We start from the raw sequence: 19,537 nt of genomic DNA, 5'->3' as shown, positions 1-19,537 counted from the left end.
ACGTGCGCAAGCTCGAGGAGCGGGCCGGTGACGAGGCGTCAGATGAGATCGCCGCTTGCCGGGGGAGGCCATCGACGCGAGCGGCAGTCGACTCCGGCAGTGAACGCTGGGTCGCCGCGGCGAAGTTTCGCTTAGCGGAAGGACGATCGGCGTTCTGCGCGGATCGGTGCGGCGTCAGTCACCGGGCTTGGCGGTGGGCTAGCGGTGAGTGGTCGGCTGGGGCTGGTCGGCGGTCGAAGCTGTGGGTTCGGTGGCCGGTAGGGGGCGGAGGACTCCGGCGATGGCCGTCGCGACCGCCAGGAGGACGGCCACGGATGTCAGTGCCTTGAGCACCGTGATGTGGTCGCCGAGGAAGCCGACCAGCGGCGGACCGCCGAGGAAGGCGCAGTAGCCGATGGACGCCACGACGCTCACCCGGGGCGCCGCGCGGGAGGGGTCGTCGGCGGCCGCGCTCATGCCGACCGGGAAACCGAGTGACGCGCCCAGGCCCCACAGCAGGGCACCGGCGAAGGCGGTCGCGGTCGTCGGGCCGAAGACGAAGATCATCAGGCCGATGAGGCTGAACCCGGCCAGAGCCCGTACCACGGCGACGCGGCCGTAGCGGTCGAGCAGGGCCGGTCCGAACCAGCGGCCGAGGGTCATCGCTGTGAGGAACGTGGCGAAGCCGAGCGTGCCGGTGGTGGCGGCCGTGCCGTACCCGTCGATCAGGGCGACGCTGATCCAGTCGATGCCGGCGCCCTCGGCGAAGGCGAAGGCCAGCACGAAGAGGCCGATCAGCAGGGTGCGGGGCTCGCGCCAGGTGGCGAGGGTCCGCGCGAGACCGCCGGTTGTCGCGTCGTCTGCGGTGCTGAGGGTCGGGTCGGTTTCGGTGGTCCGTGTCGTGTGCCCTGCCGTGCTGTGCGTCGCGTGGGCTTCGGTGGTTCCTGGCGCGTTGCCTGCGGTGCCGGATGTGGTGGGTTCGGGTTCGTCGGGGACGAAGCTGCGCACGGCCGCGATGACCGCGGCGGCTACGAGGGCGGCGGAGCAGATCAGGTGGACGGTCACCGGGAGGTGCAGGGCGACGGCTCCCGCTCCGGCCAGAGCGCCGGCGACCGTGCCGACGCTGTAGCCCGCATGGAAGCGGGGCATGATCGAGCGGCCGAGGCGGCGTTCGACCACGGCGCCCTGGACGTTCATCGCCACGTCCCACGCGCCGTTCGCGAATCCGAACAGGAACAGGCCGACGAGCACAGGCGGAACACCGTACGGGTAGCCCAGGCCGACCACGGCCAGCGCGACGGCGAGGACGGCGGCCATCGCGGTCACGGTGAGCCGGGAGCCGAGGCGCGCCACGATGTGGCCGGCGAGCACGAGCGACACGATGGAACCGGCGGCGATGGCGAGCAGCACCAGCCCGAGGCGCGACGGGGAGAGGTCGAGGCCGTCGCGTACCTGCGGTATGCGCGTGGCCCAGGACGCCATCGCGACACCGGCGCCGATGAAGGCGACGTAGACGCCGCGGCGAGCGGCACGAATCTCGGCGCTCGGCGCGGCGGTGGTGGCAGGGGTGATCACGAGGTGGCTCCCGGATGGGCGAAGACGGTCAAGGGATGGGCTGGTGCGTCGAGGGGGTGGGCTGGCGCGTCGACGGGGGAGGGCTGGCGCGTCGACGGGGAGGACTGGCGCGTCAACGGGGAGGACTGGCGCGTCGAGAGGAGGGCTGCTGGGGCGCGGAACTGGTCGCGGAAGGAACCGTCACGCCGGACGAGGGCGGAACGAGGCGGGCGATGATGTCGCGGGTCTCGGAGCGGGTGGCGCCCGATGTGGTGGCCAGGACCTTGTGCATCACCAGGCCCTCGATGAGGGCGTCGACGCCGCGGGCGGTGGTCGGGTCGGTGAAGCGCTCGAGTACCGACCGGCTGGTTCGCATCCAGGAGTCCGTGACCTCGCGCAGTGCCGGGTCGCGGAGGGCGGCGAGGTAGAGCTCGTAGGCCACGGCCCAGTCCCGCGAGTCGGCGTCCGCGTCGCTGTGGATCAGGTCGGTGACGGCGTCGACGAACTGGTCGTGGGTGCGTACGCCGGCGAAGGCCGCCGCATAGGAGCGGGACATGCGTTCCGCATGCCGCCGGAAGGCCTGGGTCAGCAGGTCGTCCAGGCCGTCGAAGTGGTAGGTCAGGGATCCCAGGGGTACGTCGGCGGCCGCGGCGATGCGGCGATGGGTGGTGCCGGCGACCCCGTGCTCCGCGATGATGTCGACCGTGACGTCGATGATCCGGGACTTGCGGTCCGGGTCGTGACGACGGGCGGACCGGGACGGGGCGGTCACCGTCTTTTCCGCTGTTCGTGGGTTGGGGTCGGCACGGTCATTGTTCGTCCCGCTGTTCGTCGCTCGAGGGGTTGGCAGGGTCGCTGTTCGTTGTGCTGTTCGTTGTTCGTGGGCGGCAGGGTCGCTGTTCGTTGTGCTGTTCGTTGTTCGGGGGCGGCAGGGTCGCTGTTCGTTGTTCGGGGGCGGCAGGGTCAGTGTTCGTTGTGCCGTTCGTTGATCGGAGTCGGCACGGTCACGGTTCGTCGTGTTGTTCGTGGGTGGGGTGGCGCTGTTCGCGCGTCGCGGTGATGGGCGGTGGTCATTGCTCGACTTCGCGGATGATGCGGGCGGGGTTGCCGACCGCGACCACGTTCGGGGGGAGGTCGCGGGTGACGACCGCGCCCGCGCCGACGACCGTGTTGTCGCCGATCGTCACGCCCGGGAGGACGATGACGCCGCCGCCGAGCCAGACGTTGTCGCCGATGGTGATGGGGCGGGCCGCTTCCCATTTGTCGCGGCGAGGGCCGGCGGCCACCGGGTGGGTCGGGGTGAGCAGCTGGACGTTCGGGCCCATCTGCACGTCGTCGCCGATGGTGATGCGGGCGACGTCGAGACACATGAGGCCGTAGTTGGCGAACGTGCGGGCGCCGATGAAGGTCTGGTAGCCGTAGTCGCACCGGAACGGTGGCCTGATCTCGCTGTCCGGGCCGAACGCGCCGAGCAGGTCGGTCAGCACAGCGCGCCGGGCGGCGGCGTCGGTCGGGTCCATGGTGTTGAGCCGGTGGCTCAGGGCGGCCGCCCGCTCCATGTCCCGGGCCAGCTCCGGGTCGTCCGCGATGTACAGCTCGCCGGCGAGCATCCGGTCACGCATGCTCCGCTCCGTCATGTGTACAACCGTACACATCATGTGTACGGTTGTACACAGCGCGCCGTGGATAGACTCCGGTCGTGGTGGCGGAGTGGGACGTGGCCGTGGTCGGTGGCGGTCCGGGTGGTCTGGCGGCGGCTCACGCGGCGGCGTCGGGCGGGGCGAGAACGATCGTGCTGGAGCGGGCGGAGCACCCCCGTTACAAGACGTGCGGCGGCGGCCTGATCGGCACCTCGCTCTCCATCGCGGGCCCGAGGATCGCGGTGCCGGCGCGGGACACGGTGGACGCGATCACGTTCACGGACCGGGGTGGCAGGGCGTTCACCCGCCGGACCCGGCATCGCCCGTTGCTCACCATGGTGCGCCGGGACGACTTCGACTTCGCCTGGTACGGGGCTGCGGTCGCCGCGGGTGCCCACGTACGCCAGAATGCCCAGGTCCGCACGGTCGGCCAGGACGCCGATGCGGCGACCGTGACCCTCGCCGACGGGGAAGTGATCACCGCGCGGACCGTGATCGGCGCGGACGGGTCGGCCGCGGTCACGTCCCGACACGTCGGGGTCACCTTCGAGCAGCAGGATCTGGGGCTGGAGGTCGAGCTCGCCGCCACGCCCGGGGACCGGGCCGCCTATCGGGGCCGGGTGCTCCTCGACTGGGGGCCGGTGCCGGGCTCGTACGGGTGGGTCTTCCCCAAGGACGACGAGCTGACCGTGGGCGTCATCATGGCCAAGGGCAAAGGCGCCGAGACCAAGCAATACCTCTCGGACTTCCTGGCGCAGCTGGGCCTCGCCGACCGCAAGGTGGTCCGCGACTCCGGGCATCTGACGCGATGCCGCAGCGTCGGCGCGCCGCTGCGCCGTGGCCGGGTGCTCGTCGTCGGCGACGCGGCGGGGCTGCTCGAGCCGTGGACGCGTGAAGGCATCAGCTATGCGCTGCGGTCGGGGACCTGGGCGGGCGAGGTGGCGGCGCGCGCCCGTACGCCGGAGGAGCTGGCCGAGTACGACCGGGTGATCGAGCGACGGCTCGCGCCGGAGATGGCGGCGGGGCGCCGGATGCTCAACGTGTTCTGCCGGCATCCGAGGCTGATGCACGCGGCGATGCGGACACCGGTGGGCTGGCGGGCGTTCCAGTCGTTCTGCCGGGGCGAGCTGTCGATGGCCGGGGTGCTGCAGCGCAAGCCCATCCGGCTCGCGGTCGGCCTAGCGGGAGGCCGCGACCGGCTTCCGTAGCGATCATGGGCTCGCACGACGGCGACGCCCGGGTCACGTCGGTGGACATGGCCCGGGCGTACGGCCGGTGTCAGACCTCTTCGATGGCGACGACCTTCGCCGCCCACGGGCAGTAGTACGGCGAGGTCACGGCGTGACGCTCCACGTACGACGGCAGTCCGTCGCACACCTCGGCGGACATCTCCACCATCTGCACATCGGTGAGGTACCAGCTGTAGCCGGTGTTGTCGCCCGAGCCCTTGCCGTAGACGATCGTGCCGATCGGGTGGGTCGGCCACTCCTCGGTGCCGGCGTGGTTCGCCCGTACCTGCGCGATGGCGGCCGGGTCCGTGACCCGCATCCGGAACCGGTTGGCGGCGTCCGGGCCGACCTGCACGGTGGCGATGACGGCGCCGGCGGACCCGTCGACCGCGGGTGTGCCGATCGCTGGGGTGGTGCCGGCGTCGTCGGCGGCGAAGGCCGGGACGATGCCGAGGGACAGTGCACCGAGCGTGGCGGCGGCCATCAGGGCGATCTTGCGGGTCTGCACGAGGGATACTCCAGGTCGTCTGCCACACCGGCGGATCGCGCCGGGTGAGCCGTTTGAGGTCGGCCGCCGGTCGGCGGTCGATCGATGTCCGGCACGACGCTACCGGCGAGTAGCCCCCGATTCATCGGTAACGGTGACTCTATTCGTGTGATCCGCATGACCGGCGACCCCGGAACCTCAGATTCTTAAGCTGTCGAAGCAACAAGCGTGGCTTGGCTAGGCCTGGGTGCGGGCTTCGGCGGCCGCCGCCCACGCCTCGTCCTCGGCCTTCTTGCGCGCCATACCGTCCTTGCCGTCGTACCTCAGGAACTTCGGCAGGGCGAGCGCCAGTCCGGCCGTACCGATGATGCAGAGCGCACCACCCACCCAGATCGAGCCGCCCACCCCCAGCCGGGTCCGGGCCATCAGGCCCGAGCGGAGCTGGCCCAGCAGCGGCCCGGTCGTGTACGACAGCATCTCGATGCCGGCGAGGCGGCCGCGGAGGTGGTCGGGGATGGTCTGGCTCCAGATGATCATCCGGAAGATGCCCGAGATCATGTCCGCGGCGCCGGCGAAGGCCAGGCAGAACAGGGTCAGCCAGAGGGTGTTCGACAGGCCGACGCCGATGATGCCGGCGCCCCAGAGGGCCGCCGCGACGATCACCATGAGGCCGTGACGGTGGACGCGGCCGGTCCAGCGGGAGCCGAGCGTCGCCAGCAGGGAGCCGGCCGCCGGGGCCGCGTACAGCAGGCCGAGGATCCTGGGTCCGCCGAGCTGGGTGGCCAGGAACGGGTAGAGCGCCTGCGGCATGCCGAAGAACATGGCGTTGATGTCGACCAGGTACGTGCCGAGCAGCTCGGGGCGGCTGCGGGCGTAGCGCAGGCCGGTGACCACCGAGCGCAGGGACGGGCGGTCCGCGTCCGGGGGCGGGGGTACGGCCTTCACCAGGGTCAGGCAGGTCACCGAGACGGCGAAGGTGAGCAGGTCGAACGCGTACACGAGGGAGAGGTCGACCGATGCGATGAGCATGCCGGCCAGCGCCGGGCCGCCGAGCTGGGCGATCTGTATGCCCAGCGAGTTCAGGGCCATGGTCGCGGGGAGTTCGTCCGGCTGCACCAGCCGCGGGATCATCGCCTCGAGTGCCGGGCGTTGCAGGCCGTCGACCGTCGCCGTGAGGGCGGCGATCACGAACAGCAGCCACAGGTGCGGCCTGGCGGACAGCGCGTTGAGCAGCAGCACCCCGCAGAGCGCCGCGAGTGCCACTTCGCCGCCGCGGACCAGCAGGCGGCGGTCCAGGAAGTCGGCGAGGGCGCCGCCGACGAAGGCCATGAACAGCAGGGGTACGAGCTCGCACACGCCCAGCAGCCCGACCATCAACGGGTCGTCGGTGAGCGCCGCGACCTGGTACGGGATGGTGACGTACGTGATGAACGACCCGAAGCTGGACACCGCCCCGCCGGCGAAGACGAGGCGGAAGTCGCGCGAGGTGCGCAGCGGGGTGAGGTCCATCGAGGGCCGATCCTGCCTCAGCCCCAGGCCCGGCGCGACGCTATTTCAGCACCATGCGACCGGTGCTCTCGAAGGCGGCGAGGTCGGCCAGCGTCTCCTCGATGATGCGTGAGCGGGGGCCGGGCAGCGCGTCGAGCGGGAAGAAGCCGGCGTCGACCGACTCGTCCGTGACCTTCTGCAGCTCGCCCTCCCACTCGTGGATGCGGAACGACATCAGGATCTGCTGGTACGTGTGTCCCCACTCGTTCGTGTACGTGTACGCGCTGTAGAACGCGAACGGTGTCAGCGAGGTGGCACGCAGACCGGTCTCCTCCCACACCTCGCGGATCGCACACTGTTCCATGCTCTCGCCGAGCTCCATCGCGCCCGCCGGGATGGCCCAGCGGCGGTTGTCGGAGCGCTGGATGAGCAGCAGCCGCCCCTGCTCGTCGATGATCACGCCGCGCGCACCCACGAACAGCAGCGTGTCGGCGTCCCCGACGCTCGTGCGAACCCGACCCAGATAAGACTCAGCCCACGTCAATCCCACGGGGACCAGTTAATCAGGCGGTCTTCTTCGTCGCCTTCTTCGCCGGGGTGGCCTTCTTCTTCGCTGGTGCGGCCTTCTTCTTGGGCAGCGGCGTCGCTTCGACGGCGCGTGCCCGCTCCTCCGGCTTCTCGCCGCGGGCCGCCTTCGCCCGCTCGACCGAGGCCTTGAGGGCGGCCATGAGGTCGACCGCGGCGGCCGGGGCCTCCTCCGCCTCCTCGGGCGCGACGATCTCGCGGCCCTCCACCTTGGCGTCGATGACCTCCTGCAGCGCCGCCCGGTAGTTGTCGGTGAACTCCTCGGGCTTGAAGCTGCCCGCCATCGAGTCGATCAGCGACGACGCCATCGCCAGCTCGGCCGGGCGGGTCTCGATGTCGTCGTCGAGGAAGCCGAAGTCGGGGGTGCGTACCTCGTCGGGCCAGAGCATGGTGTTGAGCACGAGGACGTCGTCGTGGACGCGCAGCGTGGCGAGCTGTTCGCGCTGGCGCAGGGCGATCTTGACGATCGCGACCCGGTCGGCCTCGGTCAGGGCGTCGCGCAGCAGCACGTACGGCTTCGCGGCCTGCCCCTCGGGCTCGAGGTAGTACGCCTTGGCGAACAGCAGCGGGTCGATGTCGTCCGCCGGGACGAACTGCAGAACGTCGATCGCCCGGGACGTCGTGAGCGGCAGGTCGGCGAAGTCCTCGTCGGTGAGGATCACCATCTCGCCGCCGCCGATGTCGTACCCCTTGGCGATGTCGTCGTAGCTGACCACCTCGCCGTCGATCGAGCAGGTCCGCTGGTACTTGATCCGGCCACCGTCGGTGCGGTGCACCTGGTGGAACCGGATGTCCTTCTCCTCGGTCGCCGAGTAGAGCTTGACAGCGATCGACACCAGGCCGAACGAGACCGCGCCCTTCCAGATCGCCCGCATTGTCGCCTCCTACCCCCGTGAGCAGCCGCTCGATCAAGGATTGCATCACCGAGACGCCTGCGTAAGGTGTTCGTCCCTGCCTATGGTGATCAGGTGCCGGGTGCGCCGTTGTCTCCCATGCTCGCGACGGCGGGGCCGCTCCCGCTCGGCGCGGGCTGGAGCTACGAGTTCAAGTGGGACGGCGTCCGGGTCCTCTCCTCGTTCTCCGGCGGTGCGCCGCGGCTGTGGGCCCGCTCGGGCACCTCCGTCAGCCTCGCCTATCCGGAGATCGCCTCGCTGGCATTGCCGCCCGATTCACTCCTCGACGGCGAGATGGTCGTTCTCGACGCGGCCGGCCGGCCCTCCTTCACCTCGCTGGCCGAGCGGATGCACGTCCGCGACCCCGGCAAGGCGGCCCGCCTGGCGGTCACCCTCCCCGTCACCTACATGATCTTCGACCTTCTCCGGTACGCGGGGGAGTCGTTGCTCGACCTCCCGTACGAGCAGCGGCGCGCCCGCCTCGAGGAGCTCGACCTGGGCCGGGGGCCGTGGATGGTGCCACCGGCGTTCACCGACGGCCCGGCGACCGCGGCGGCGGCGCGGGAGAACAACCTCGAGGGCGTGGTCGCCAAGCGGCTGGACACGCCGTACGTGCCGGGTGCCCGCTCACCCGACTGGATCAAGGTGAAGTTCGACCGGACCGGCGACTACGTGATCGGCGGGTGGCGGTCCGGTGCCCGGCGGCTCGGCGGCCTGCTGGTCGGCGTACCGGGACCGGACGGCCGCCTGCGCTTCCGCGGCCGGGTGGGCGGCGGGATCGGCGGGGACGCGGAGCGTGAGCTGCTCTCCGTGCTGGGCCCGATCGCCGCGCGCGAGTCGCCGTTCGCGGCCGGCGCCGTGCCCCGCGAGGATGCGCGCGGCGCCCACTGGGTAAGCCCCGACCTGGTGGTCGAGGTGCGCTACGGCAACCGCACGCCCGACGGACGGTTGCGGTTCCCGCGCTTCCTGCGGCTGCGCCCGGACAAGACGCCCGCGGAATGTGTGGAGGACGACGACGATGGTGGGTGAGCGCTTCGCCGTCCAGATCGAGGGCCGCGACCTCGAGCTGTCGAACCTGGACAAGCTCATGTACCCGGCCGCCGGCTTCACCAAGGGCGAGGTCGTCGACTACTACACGCGCGTGGCGCCGGTGCTGCTGCCGCACCTGCAAGGCCGGGCGCTCACCCGGATCCGCTATCCCAACGGCGTCGACGGAGCCCACTTCTTCGAGAAGAACGCCCCGGGCGGAACCCCTTCATGGGTACGCCTGGAGACACTGCCCGTACCCGGCTCGACGAAGTCCCGGGAGACCATCGACTTCGTGGTCGTCGACGAGCTGGCCACCCTCGTGTGGGTCGCGAACCTGGCGTCGCTCGAGCTGCACACCCCGCAGTGGCGCATCGGCGAGCACCCGGACCTGATGGTGGTGGACCTCGACCCGGGCGCGCCGGCCGGGCTGCGGGAGTGCTGCGCCGTGGCGATGCTCATGCGGGACCGGCTCGCCGTGGACGGGCTGAGCGCGTACCCGAAGACGTCGGGGAAGAAAGGCATGCAGCTGTGCGTGCCGATCTCGGGCACGCAGGACTCCGAGACGGTCTCCGGGTACGCCAAGAAGGTCGCCGAGGAGCTGTCCGCCCAGGTGCCGGGCTCGATCACGGCGAAGATGGCCAAGGCTATCCGGCCCGGCAAGGTGTTCATCGACTGGAGCCAGAACGCCGCCGCGAAGACGACGGTCGCGCCGTACTCGCTGCGGGCCCAGCAGGCGCCCACCGCGTCCACGCCGCTGACCTGGGAAGAAGTGGTCGCCATGGCGCTGGGCGACGAGCCCGCCCGGCAGTTCGGCGCCGCCGAGGTACTCGAGCGCGTCGATACGTACGGTGATCTGCTCGAGGATCTGCTGGAGCCCGGCCCGGCACTGCCGTGACTCCTTGAGGTACCTTGCGACGCAAGGTACCGTGTGCCGCATGGCGGACGTGGCGCAGCTGTCGACCGGCCTGCGGCGCGGGACCCTCGAGTTCTGCGTCCTGGCGATGGTCGAGCACGAGGACCGGTACGGCACCGAGATCGTGCGGCGCTTCGGCGACGAGACCAACCTCGCCGCCTCGGAAGGCACCATCTACCCGTTGCTGTCCCGGCTGCGCCGTGTCGGCTGGCTCGACAGCAAGTGGAGCGAGTCCCCGTCGGGCCCACCCCGGCGCTACTACGCCCTCACCGACAGCGGCCGGTCGGCGCTGGAGCACTTCCGCACGGAATGGGTTTCGTTTCGACAGACCGTCGACCGTCTCGTAGGGACCGGTGGGGAATGACCAGCGACCGATTCGACGCCGTCGTCGCCGAGTACCTGCACGAGATCGAGCAGCGACTCCACGGCCTGCCCGTCGTGCAGCGCCGCGAGCTGCTGGGCGACCTCGAGGCCCACATCCTCAACGAGCGCGCCGAGCGGGGCGTGACCACGGAGACGGAGCTGCTGCACGTGCTGGAACGGCTCGGCAGCCCCGACGTCCTGGCCGCGGCGGCGTACGAGGAGGCGGGTCTGCCGCAGCCGACCATGCCGCTGCCGGCGGTGTCCGTGGGCTCGGCCCCGATGCCCGCCGCGGTCCCGGAGACGGGCGGGCAGGTCTTCGCGGGGACGGTGTCGTTCGCGGCGAACTCGCGCTTCAGCGGGCGTGCCGAGCGGACCGCGCCGGTGGACACGGCCGAGGTGGCCGCGATGGTGGCCGCCTCGGTTGGTCCTGACCCGGCTGCGCAGGCTCCTGCCTCGGTTGCGGCTGCGCCGGGTCCTGAAGAGCCGGCTTCCGCTTCGAATCTTGCGGCGCCGGCTTCCGCTTCGGCTTCCGCGGCGCCCGTTTCGGCTACGGTTTCGGTTGCCCCCGCTCCGGCCTCGGCGCCGCCGGCGTGGGTGCCGCCGATGCCGACACCCCAGGCTTATGTGCCGCCGGCGCCCGCCGCGGTGATTCCGCCGCCGGACGATCTGCGCCGGACCCGGCCGGGGCCGTTCCCGCCGAGCGGGCCCGGACGGCCCGGACGACCGTTCCGGCCGCCGGCGAGTGCGCCGCCGCCGTTCGTCGGCGGGCCGCCGCTCGCCCCACCGCCGATGGTTCGCCGGCCCGCCTCGGGTGGCACGTGGATGCGGGCGCTGGTCGCCGGCGTGGTCGCGCTCATGTTCGTGCTCGCCCTGGGGTGTCTCGGCGGTGCGTTCCTGCTTCGCAGCGACGTCTCGGACTCCGGGCCGGCCGCGGTCGTCCCCGAACCGGTGGCCCCGTTCGCCCCGGCCGAACCCGCCGACGCGACCGAGCCCACGGCGACCGAAGATGCCGCCGATCCGACGGCGACGGCGACGGCGACGGCGACTGAGGGTGCGGCCGATCCGACGACGCAGTCCACTGCTCCGGCCGGAGCGGCGGTTTCGACCGCCGACTAGGCCGAGCCGGCGACGCCGGCCACTGCTCCGGCCGAGCCGCGTCGTAGCGTTTCGGGCCGATGGGCGAGAAGACGTCGCCTTCGCGGCCCGTCCTCGCGGTCCGGCCGAGGCGGCGGCGGGCCTGCAGGTCGGGCGGTGAGCCGGCGCCGCGCCGCACCCGTATGTCTCTGAGGCCGACCACCTCGCCGGTAGCGAGGCATTCAAATGGATGGCGTTGCGCGCTGGACGGCAGATAGGGTCCGCCGATGCTGACGGTGATGTTGGGTGGTGCCCCCGGTGTCGGAAAGTCCACCGTGGCCGAGCGTCTACTGGAACTCGCCCAGGACGGGCAGCATCTCGTCCAGTGGGTTGATGTCGACAGCCTGTGGCTGCACCAGCCGTGGCGTGTTGATGACCGGATGAAAGCCATGGTGCAGGCAAACCTGCGCGCCGTGGCCAGTCACGCTTCCGAGGCCGAAGTTGACATCTTGCTGATCACCTGGGTGTTCCAGTCCTCGGAGTTTCACCACCTCATCACCGGGCTCCTGCCTGCCGGAACCGCGACCATGTCGGTCCAGCTGCGTGCCGGCGAGGACACATGGGTCCGCCGCTTCGAGGCGGACCCGAGGCGACCGGGACTCAACGACTTCTACTGGAGCCGTTTCGCGGCGGCTCAAGCCACTGCCACCGACTACACCATAGAAACCGACGGCGTCACCCCCACGGAAGTGGCTCTACGGCTGGCGGCCCTCGTCGGACTCGCCGAGCCGGATATCCCTGTCGCCGCTCAGTCTTCCGCCGAGCCGTCGCAGAATGCGTGAGAGATTTCGGTGGTCGAGCCGCCCGTCAGTCGATCTGGGGGAGCGGCGGGCCGAGGACGTCGTCCGCGTCGACGATCGTGTACGCGTACCCCTGCTCGGCGAGGAACCGCTGCCGGTGCGCCGCGTACTCCGTGTCGATGGTGTCGCGGGACACCACCGTGTAGAAGTGGGCCTGGCGGCCGTCCGCCTTCGGGCGCAGGACCCGGCCTAGGCGCTGGGCCTCCTCCTGGCGGGAGCCGAACGTGCCCGACACCTGGATCGCCACCGCCGCCTCGGGCAGGTCGATGCTGAAGTTGCCCACCTTGGAGATGACCAGGGTGCGCAGGTTGCCGGCGCGGAACTCGTCGAACAGCCGTTCCCGCTCCTTGTTGGTCGTGGAGCCCTGGACGATCGGGGCGTCGAGGTACTCGCCCAGCTCGTGCAGCTGGTCGATGTAGCCGCCGATGACCAGCGTCTGCTCGCCCGCGTGCTTCTCCACCAGCGCGCGGACCACGGGCAGCTTGGTGCGGGCGGTGGCCGCCACCCGGTAGCGCTCCTCCGCGTCGGTCACCGCGTACGCCATGCGCTCGGCGTCCGTGAGTGTCACCCGGACCTCGACGCACTCGGCCGGGGCGATCCAGCCTTGCGCCTCGATGTCCTTCCAGGGCGCGTCGTAGCGTTTCGGGCCGATGAGCGAGAAGACGTCGCCTTCGCGGCCGTCCTCGCGGACCAGGGTCGCGGTCAGGCCGAGACGGCGGCGGGCCTGCAGGTCGGCGGTGAAGCGGAAGATCGGGGCCGGGAGCAGGTGCACCTCGTCGTAGATGACCAGGCCCCAGTCCCGGGCGCCGAAGAGGTCGAGGTGGGTGAACGCGCCGCCGCGGCGGGAGGTCAGCACCTGGTAGGTCGCGATCGTGACCGGGCGGATCTCCTTGCGTTCGCCCGAGTATTCGCCGATCTCCTCCTCGGTGAGCGACGTGCGGGCGATCAGCTCGCGTTTCCACTGCCGGCCCGCGACCGTGTTCGTCACCAGGATCAGCGTGGTCGCCTTGGCGGTGGCCATCGCGGCCGCGCCGACCAGCGTCTTGCCGGCGCCGCAGGGCAGCACCACCACGCCGGAACCGCCGGCCCAGAAACCCTCGACCGCCTCCTGCTGGTACGAGCGCAGCGTCCAGCCGTCCTCCGCGAGGTCGATCTCGTGCGCCTCGCCGTCCACGTACCCGGCGAGGTCCTCGGCGGGCCAGCCCAGCTTGAGCAGCGCCTGCTTGAGCCGGCCGCGTTCGGACGGGTGCACGACGATCGTCTCGTCGTCGATGCGGGCGCCGAGCATGCCCGCGAGCTTCTTGCTCTTCGCCACCTCCACCAGCACGATCTTGTCCAGCCCGCGCAGGACGAGCCCGTGCGACGGGTCGTTGACGAGCTGGAGGCGGCCGTACCGGTCCATCGTCTCCGCGACGTCGACCAGCAGCGCGTGGGGCACCGGGTAGCGGGAGAACTTGATCAGCGAGTCGACGACGCTCTCGGCGTCGTGGCCGGCGGCGCGGGCGTTCCACAGGCCGAGCGGGGTCAACCTGTACGTGTGCACGTGTTCGGGCGAGCGTTCGAGCTCGGCGAACGGCGCGATGGCCATCCGGCAGGCCTGGGCGTCGGGGTGGTCGACCTCCAGCAACAGGGTCTTGTCGGACTGCACGATCAGGGGTCCGCCGCTCACCAAGGTGCCCTTCCACGAACGAGAGAAGACCCTCCAGTCTGACACGGCTTCGCGCGTACACGGGAAAGCTTGACCGGGCGTGCAACCCTACTGCCCATGTAGGCGTTTATCGATCTGAGGCACGGGCGAAGGATCGCGCGCGAGGGAACAACGGGGGCGCGCGGTCCCGTCCGTCACTCCTCCAGCACGGCCGCCGTCACCCGATGCAGGGCGAAGGTGTGCAGCGTCTCCGTCCGTTCGTCCTCCGCGCGCAGGTAGCCGGCGCTGAGCGACACCGGGCGGACCAGCCGGGACAGGGTCGCGCCGTGCGCATCCACGTACCCGACCCAGACCCGGGCCTTGTCCCGGACCGCCTGCTGGAGCACCGCCATGGCCTGCGTGTGCGCCTGCACAGATGTGAGCCCGGGCACACCCTGCCCGTTCGCGGCGCGGACGGTGACGGGGGCACGACGCGCGGCCCGGGTCGCGATGTCGCCGCGGCGGATCTGCTCGACCACCCCGGCCAGGCGCGGACCGGCCAGCAGCGGGCCCGCCGGCTCCGCGATCCGTGCGGAGACGGGGGTACGGCTGGGAGCACGCCGAACCTTGGGCCGCGTCAGCACCGCCGCTCCCGCGGAGTCCTCGGCGACCGGCGCGAACCCGGCGTCCCGCAGCGCGCCCAGCAGCCGGGCCGGCTGCAGTGGGCTGACCAGCACCGTAGGGGCGAGCCGGCGCAGGGTGGCGCTGCTCAGGCGCTTGTCCGCCAGCACCTCGGCGATCAGCGCCTCGTCGTCGCTGCGCACGTACGAACCGGCGGAGCCGGCCCGCAACCCGCCGTGCTTGCGGGCGGCGTCGTCGATCAGGTACGTGAGCGCCTGCGGGATGGGCGTGCGTGACCGGCGCTGGAACAGTGCGTGCAGATCAGTGGCCGCGTACCCGACGTCGAGGGCGCGCCGGACGCTCGCCGCCGTGACCCGGTGCACGCTCGCGCCGCCCGCCGACTCCAGCTCCGCGACCACATCCAGCTCCGCCGCCAGCTCGGGCTCCGGCGGGCCGGGCACGACCACGGACAGGTCCGCCTGCACCAGCACATGGTCGACCGGCGCCGGCAGCAGCGCGTCGAGGGCCCGGACCGCCTCGGACGTCCCCGGCAGCCGCTCCCCGTCCGGTCCGGCGCCCAGCGGGTCGTCGCCGGGCCGGTCGTCGCCCGACTCCAGCAGCCGGCCGTACGAGGTCAGCGCCCCGCGCCCGGTCAGCCCCAACGTCGCCGCGCCGGTCAGCGCGTCACGGTGGGCGTGCTCGCGGCCCCGCGCCCTCCGCGGCGCCTGCCAGGCGAGCAGGGCCAGCACGTCGTCCGCCGGCGGCGCGGTGCCCGGCGCCAGATCGGCCAGCGCGGCCAGCACCTCCCGGCGCGCCTGCGGGGCGCCCGCCCGCTCGGCGTCCGGGGCGAGCGCGTTGATCGGGCGGTCGCGCTCGTCACGCTGCCCGACCAGGCCGGGCTGACGGGTCATCGCCAGCCACCCGGTGGCCAGCGCCGACCAGCGCTGGGCCACGCTCAGCGCCCGCCACAGGTCGTAGGAGCCGGTGGGCAGGAAGATCTCGTCGGCGGCGCCGGACGCGCGGCTCGTCGTGACGCCCCGGCCGGTGCCGGCGACGTCCGACTCGCCGAGCAGGCCGGCGGCATGTGCCACCTCCAGCAGCAGGGCCGCCGCCGGCTCCTCGACCCCCGCGGCCCGGGAAAGACGCTTCAGATCCCGTACGCCCAGACCGCCGGTCTTGAGCACCGCGGCGGGCTCGGCCGCCAGCGCCTCCAGCAGCGCCTCGGTGGTGCGCACGGCCTCCATGACCTGGCCGGCACCCGCCGAGTCGACGGACTTCGGGTCGCGTACGGGAGCGTCCGGAGCCGGCGGGAACGGCCGCAGCTCACCCAGGGGCCCGGCGTCGCGGCGCAGCAGGAAGCCCACCTCGCGGGGCAGCTCGACCAGCTCACCGTCGGGCCGGGGCGCGCGGCCGGCCTCGGTGACCGGGACCAGGATGTGGTGGTCGATCAGCCACTGCACCGGCTCCGCCACGCTGCCGCCCGAGCTGAGGGCGCCGACCGGGGGGCCCGCCGCGAGCCGGTCCAGCACCGCCCTTGCGCCCGGGGGCGCGGCCATCACCGTACGGCGAAGCTTGGCCTTGTCGGCGCAGAGAGCCGCCGCCTTCGCGTCCAGATAGTCGGCGGGCCGGCCCAGGCCCGCCGGATAGGGCGAGGTGACCTCGTCGACCGCGCCCACGACCTGCAGTGCCTCTTCCGGCCCGTGCAGCAGGAACCGGGCCCGCAGCCGGCCGATGGCCACCCGCACGTCGTCGGGCGAGACCGCCGAGGTCAGCGCCAGGATGGCGGACACCGAGGTCAGCGCGGTGTCCTCGGCCCGGCTGAGCCGCGCCGCGTCGAGCACGGCGAGCGTGAACTCGTCCAGCGCGTCCAGGCAGCGGGCCACCGAGCCGCGGGACTGGGCGCGCACGGCGAGGGCGGAGACGTCGGACGGCACGGGCACGACAAGATCGGGACGCAACTGGATGAGCGCGCCCAGGGCGTCGTCGGACAGGGACCGGAGCTGGTCGGCGAATGCGGTGGCCATCGCCATCCACGCTAACCGCCGTGGGACGATTGGCGGGGGTCCGGGGCGTGGCCGGACCGACTGAGCGACCAAGGGGAGTGAGCTGTGGGGGCAAGCAACAAGATGCCGGGTACGGGCGTGGAGGCCGGCCGGGCCACGCAGAAGCCGGGCCGCGAGTCCTCGATCAAGGAGGGGCACCTCGCCGTTTCCGAGCTCGTGAGCGACCGGGCGGCCGCCCCGTCGCCGTTCGGTGACGACCAGTCCTTTCCGCTGCCGGTGGACCGCTTGACGTACACGCCGACCACGACTCCGTGACGGAGCCGCAGGTGTCATACCCTCCTGCTCCCCGCCCGCGATGCCGTCGTGCGGTGCGGGTGGGTGCCGCCCGGTGCAGCCGGTCATGACGGAAGCGGTCGGGTTCGACCTGGACATGACCCTGATCGACTCCCGGCCCGGGATCCGCGCGGCCTACCGGGCGCTGACGGCGCGGACCGGGGTGCACGTGGACGCCGACCTGGCGGTCACCCGGTTGGGGCCGCCGCTGCGGACCGAGCTGCGGGAATGGTTCCCCGAGGCGGACGTCGAGGAGGCGGTCGCCACCTACCGGGCCCTGTACCCCGACCATGCCATCGAGCCGACCGTTCCCATGCCGGGGGCGGTGGCCGCGTTGTCCGCCGTACGGGAACAGGGCCTTCGGGTGGTGGTTGTCACATCCAAGCTCGGCCGGCTGGCGGCGATGCATCTCCGGCACCTCGGCCTGGAGTACGACGAGCTGGCCGGAGACCTCTTCGCGGAGGGCAAGGCCGCGGCGCTCACCGAGCACGGAGTTCGCTGGTACGTGGGTGACCACGTGGCGGACATGGTCGCCGCACGGACGGCCGGTGTCCCGGGCATCGGCGTGGCGACCGGGCCCTGCTCGGCCGAGGAGCTGGCCGAGGCGGGCGCGGCGCACGTTCTCCCGGACCTGACCGGTCTGCCCGTTCTGCTCCGGGAGATAACGGTTGGGTCCTGACCCGGCCGGTCGATAACCTTGCCCTGAGCAATCGAGTCGTATGAGATTTGTGCACGACGTGCGCGAGCCTCATTGAGTGAAGTCGAGGTCAGCGGTGCCCACGGGTCGAGTGAAGTGGTACGACGCGGCGAAAGGGTTCGGGTTCGTCACCAGCGACGAGGGCGGGGACGTGTTCCTGCCCAAGGGCGCCCTCCCGGCCGGGGTCGCCGACCTCCGGGCGGGCCAGCGGGTCGAGTTCGGGGTGGTCGACAGCCGCAAGGGCGCCCAGGCGCTGGGTGTGAAGGTGCTCGACGCCCCGCCGTCGGTGGCCGAGCTGCGGCGACGGCCGGCCGACGAGCTGCACGGCATGGTGGAGGACATGATCAAGGTGCTCGAGGCCAAGGTTCAGCCGGACCTGCGCCGCGGGCGCTACCCGGACAAGCGGACGGCGCAGAAGATCGCTCAGCTCGTGCATGCGGTGGCGCGCGAGCTCGAGGTCTGACGGTTCGTTGATCACGAAGGCCGCCCCTCGGGGCGGCCTTCGTCGTGCTCGGTGTTCGTCGTTCGTTCGGTGTTCGTTCGTTCTTGCTGCGTGTTCGTTCGTGCTGGGCGTTCGTCAGTGCGGGAGCAGGGTCGGCAGGGGCGGGGTCAGGCCGGCCGCGGCGGCCCGGCTCAGAAGGGCGTCCGCCGCCGCGAGGCCCTCCTTGCCGAGGTCGAGCGTGAACTCGTTGACGTAGAGCTCGATGTGCCGCTTGACCACGTCGGGCTCCATCTCCTGGGCGTTGGCCAGCACGAACTCGCGGCTCGCGTCCGGGTTGGCCCACGCCATGCTCACGGAGGTGCGGATCCACTCGGCGGCCTCGTGCGGGTCGACCACGCCCTTGCGAGCCAGGATCGCGCCGAGCGGAATGGGCAGGCCCGTGTCCGACTCCCACCACTCGCCGAGGTCCGCCAGCGCGGTCAGGCCGTAGCGCGGGTAGGTGAAGCGAGCCTCGTGGATCACCAGGCCGGCGTCGTACGTACCGTCGGCCACACCCGGCATGATCCGGTGGAACGGCACGACCTCGATGCGGCCCGGCTGGTTGTCCTGCGCCCAGAGCCGGAACAACAGATACGCCGTGGTGCGGTCGCCGGGCACGGCCACGGTGGCACCGCGCAGGTCCCCTTCGTGGCCCTCACGGGTGAGCACGAGCGGGCCGCAGCCCCGGCCGAGCGCCCCGCCGCAGGGCAGCAGCTCGTACTGGTCGAGCAGCCACGGCAGTGCCGCATAGCTGACCTTGACCAGGTCGAACTCGCCGCGTTCGGCCGCGGTGTTCGTGACGTCCACGTCCGCGAAGGTCAGGTCGACCGGCGGGGCGCCGGGGATCAACCCGTGCGCGAGGGCGTGGAAGACGAAGGTGTCGTTGGGGCAGGGCGAAGCCGCCAGAGAAAGCGCCACGTCCCTCACGGTAACGAGGTCGACGCCGAGCCGCCCGGACCCGAGGGTGTCTGCATCGCCACACGTTGTGTGCCCCACATCGGCGCCACCACGGGCTCGTCCACAGAGTTATCCACAGGCCTTCGCGACGGCGTCGGTGAGGGCGGAGAATGCTTCCGCAAGGCGCCAGGAGGCTCGGTCGCGCGGCCCGATCGGATTGGAGATGGTGCGCAGCTCGGCGAAGGGCACACCCGCATCCCGCGCGGCGCAGGCGACGCCGTATCCCTCCATCGCCTCGGCCACCGCCGCAGGGAAGCGACGTCGCAGGGCGGCGGCGGTGCCCGCCGTACCGGTGACCGTGGCGAGGGTCAGCACGTCGCCCACGACGGCGTGCGGCAGGGCCTCGGTGAGAGCCTCGAGCAGGGTTGCGTCGGCCTCGGCGGTGCTGCTGCCGAAGCCGAGCTCGTCGACGGTCAGGAAGCCGTCGGGCGTCTCGGCGCCGAGATCCGCCGCGATGCTGCGGGCGCCGAGGACAGTCGCCCCGACGTCGGCGCGTCCCGCGAAACCGCCGGCGATACCGGCGCTGACCACGGCCCGGTAGGGGCGGCCACGGGCTTCTGCCGAAGCAAGCAGCCGGGCGGTGCCGGCGGCCGCGGCGGCGGGACCGACCCCGACCGGTACGACGTGGACGATCGCGGGATCGACGCCGGATCGTACGGCCGCGGCCTCGGCCTCGACGGCCGTGACGATGAGCAGCCGGCCCGTCGTCTCCTCATCCGCGGCT

20 protein-coding genes are annotated in these 19,537 nt (G+C 71.9%); 9 read left to right on the top strand and 11 right to left on the bottom strand.

The window, feature by feature from the left end:
- Nucleotides 1–198 precede the first annotated feature (198 nt).
- From AB0J80_RS10905 to AB0J80_RS10895, 3 genes are all read right to left on the bottom strand, one after another.
- Nucleotides 199–1,554 carry an MFS transporter gene (locus AB0J80_RS10905; RefSeq protein ID WP_364703174.1) on the bottom strand — a complete coding sequence of 452 codons (1,356 nt, stop codon included), beginning with the start codon at nucleotides 1,552–1,554 and terminating at the stop codon, nucleotides 199–201.
- Between the two features lie 112 nt (nucleotides 1,555–1,666).
- A complete protein-coding gene (locus AB0J80_RS10900; RefSeq protein WP_364703171.1) occupies nucleotides 1,667–2,305 on the bottom strand; it encodes a TetR family transcriptional regulator in 639 nt (212 codons plus the stop codon).
- A 298-nt stretch (nucleotides 2,306–2,603) separates the two neighbouring features.
- A complete protein-coding gene (locus AB0J80_RS10895; protein ID WP_364703168.1) occupies nucleotides 2,604–3,170 on the bottom strand; it encodes a sugar O-acetyltransferase in 567 nt (188 codons plus the stop codon).
- Between the two features lie 65 nt (nucleotides 3,171–3,235).
- Between AB0J80_RS10895 and AB0J80_RS10890 the strand changes: the two genes are divergently transcribed.
- The gene (locus AB0J80_RS10890) at nucleotides 3,236–4,381 is read left to right on the top strand and encodes a geranylgeranyl reductase family protein (RefSeq protein ID WP_364703699.1); all 1,146 of its coding nucleotides are present in this window, start codon (nucleotides 3,236–3,238) and stop codon (nucleotides 4,379–4,381) included.
- A 70-nt stretch (nucleotides 4,382–4,451) separates the two neighbouring features.
- On the opposite strand, the gene AB0J80_RS10885 is transcribed toward AB0J80_RS10890, so the two are convergent.
- From AB0J80_RS10885 to AB0J80_RS10870, 4 genes are all read right to left on the bottom strand, one after another.
- The gene (locus tag AB0J80_RS10885) at nucleotides 4,452–4,910 is read right to left on the bottom strand and encodes a hypothetical protein (protein WP_364703165.1); all 459 of its coding nucleotides are present in this window, start codon (nucleotides 4,908–4,910) and stop codon (nucleotides 4,452–4,454) included.
- 216 nt (nucleotides 4,911–5,126) lie between these two features.
- Entirely contained in the window at nucleotides 5,127–6,398 is a 1,272-nt protein-coding gene (locus AB0J80_RS10880; RefSeq protein ID WP_364703163.1) for an MFS transporter, read from the bottom strand.
- Between the two features lie 40 nt (nucleotides 6,399–6,438).
- On the bottom strand, nucleotides 6,439–6,927 hold the full coding sequence (locus AB0J80_RS10875; protein WP_364703161.1) for an NUDIX domain-containing protein: 489 nt from the start codon (nucleotides 6,925–6,927) through the stop codon (nucleotides 6,439–6,441).
- Between the two features lie 13 nt (nucleotides 6,928–6,940).
- Nucleotides 6,941–7,837: a Ku protein gene (locus AB0J80_RS10870; RefSeq protein ID WP_364703159.1), complete on the bottom strand. Its 897-nt coding sequence runs from the start codon at nucleotides 7,835–7,837 to the stop codon at nucleotides 6,941–6,943.
- Nucleotides 7,838–7,930: 93 nt separating this feature from the next.
- Between AB0J80_RS10870 and ligD (AB0J80_RS10865) the strand changes: the two genes are divergently transcribed.
- From ligD (AB0J80_RS10865) to AB0J80_RS10845, 5 genes are all read left to right on the top strand, one after another.
- Nucleotides 7,931–8,884: a non-homologous end-joining DNA ligase gene (gene ligD / locus AB0J80_RS10865; protein ID WP_364703156.1), complete on the top strand. Its 954-nt coding sequence runs from the start codon at nucleotides 7,931–7,933 to the stop codon at nucleotides 8,882–8,884.
- On the top strand, nucleotides 8,874–9,779 hold the full coding sequence (gene ligD, locus AB0J80_RS10860) for a non-homologous end-joining DNA ligase (protein WP_364703153.1): 906 nt from the start codon (nucleotides 8,874–8,876) through the stop codon (nucleotides 9,777–9,779). The genes ligD (AB0J80_RS10865) and ligD (AB0J80_RS10860) overlap by 11 nt, the downstream gene beginning before the upstream one ends.
- Nucleotides 9,780–9,819: 40 nt before the next feature.
- Nucleotides 9,820–10,161, top strand: a complete 342-nt coding sequence (locus AB0J80_RS10855; RefSeq protein WP_364703150.1) for a PadR family transcriptional regulator — start codon at nucleotides 9,820–9,822, stop codon at nucleotides 10,159–10,161.
- Nucleotides 10,158–11,276: a hypothetical protein gene (locus AB0J80_RS10850; RefSeq protein ID WP_364703148.1), complete on the top strand. Its 1,119-nt coding sequence runs from the start codon at nucleotides 10,158–10,160 to the stop codon at nucleotides 11,274–11,276. The genes AB0J80_RS10855 and AB0J80_RS10850 overlap by 4 nt, the downstream gene beginning before the upstream one ends.
- A gap of 245 nt (nucleotides 11,277–11,521) precedes the next feature.
- Entirely contained in the window at nucleotides 11,522–12,076 is a 555-nt protein-coding gene (locus AB0J80_RS10845) for an AAA family ATPase (protein WP_364703145.1), read from the top strand.
- A 25-nt stretch (nucleotides 12,077–12,101) separates the two neighbouring features.
- Here AB0J80_RS10845 and AB0J80_RS10840 read toward each other — a convergent pair whose 3' ends face one another.
- On the bottom strand, nucleotides 12,102–13,763 hold the full coding sequence (locus AB0J80_RS10840) for a DNA repair helicase XPB (protein WP_364703143.1): 1,662 nt from the start codon (nucleotides 13,761–13,763) through the stop codon (nucleotides 12,102–12,104).
- Nucleotides 13,764–13,936: 173 nt separating this feature from the next.
- On the bottom strand, nucleotides 13,937–16,366 hold the full coding sequence (locus tag AB0J80_RS10835) for a helicase-associated domain-containing protein (RefSeq protein ID WP_364703140.1): 2,430 nt from the start codon (nucleotides 16,364–16,366) through the stop codon (nucleotides 13,937–13,939).
- A gap of 84 nt (nucleotides 16,367–16,450) precedes the next feature.
- Between AB0J80_RS10835 and AB0J80_RS10830 the strand changes: the two genes are divergently transcribed.
- The 3 genes from AB0J80_RS10830 to AB0J80_RS10820 all read left to right on the top strand — a co-directional run bounded on the left by AB0J80_RS10830 (nucleotide 16,451) and on the right by AB0J80_RS10820 (nucleotide 17,838).
- The gene (locus AB0J80_RS10830; RefSeq protein ID WP_364703137.1) at nucleotides 16,451–16,660 is read left to right on the top strand and encodes a hypothetical protein; all 210 of its coding nucleotides are present in this window, start codon (nucleotides 16,451–16,453) and stop codon (nucleotides 16,658–16,660) included.
- An 85-nt stretch (nucleotides 16,661–16,745) separates the two neighbouring features.
- Nucleotides 16,746–17,357 carry an HAD family hydrolase gene (locus AB0J80_RS10825; protein ID WP_364703135.1) on the top strand — a complete coding sequence of 204 codons (612 nt, stop codon included), beginning with the start codon at nucleotides 16,746–16,748 and terminating at the stop codon, nucleotides 17,355–17,357.
- Between the two features lie 94 nt (nucleotides 17,358–17,451).
- A complete protein-coding gene (locus AB0J80_RS10820; protein WP_364703132.1) occupies nucleotides 17,452–17,838 on the top strand; it encodes a cold-shock protein in 387 nt (128 codons plus the stop codon).
- 114 nt (nucleotides 17,839–17,952) lie between these two features.
- On the opposite strand, the gene AB0J80_RS10815 is transcribed toward AB0J80_RS10820, so the two are convergent.
- Together AB0J80_RS10815 and AB0J80_RS10810 are read right to left on the bottom strand one after the other, a co-directional pair.
- Nucleotides 17,953–18,774 (bottom strand): 1,4-dihydroxy-6-naphthoate synthase, encoded by an 822-nt coding sequence (locus AB0J80_RS10815; protein WP_364703129.1) that lies wholly within the window; start codon nucleotides 18,772–18,774, stop codon nucleotides 17,953–17,955.
- Nucleotides 18,775–18,882: 108 nt separating this feature from the next.
- Nucleotides 18,883–19,509 carry a futalosine hydrolase gene (locus tag AB0J80_RS10810; RefSeq protein WP_364703697.1) on the bottom strand — a complete coding sequence of 209 codons (627 nt, stop codon included), beginning with the start codon at nucleotides 19,507–19,509 and terminating at the stop codon, nucleotides 18,883–18,885.
- Between the last annotated feature and the right edge of the window lie 28 nt (nucleotides 19,510–19,537).

Origin of the sequence: Actinoplanes sp. NPDC049548, assembly GCF_040676695.1 — a bacterium.
Classification (GTDB): domain Bacteria; phylum Actinomycetota; class Actinomycetes; order Mycobacteriales; family Micromonosporaceae; genus Actinoplanes.
The sequence above is the reverse complement of the archived record's forward strand: the minus strand, read 5'-3'. Positions and strand labels throughout refer to the sequence as shown.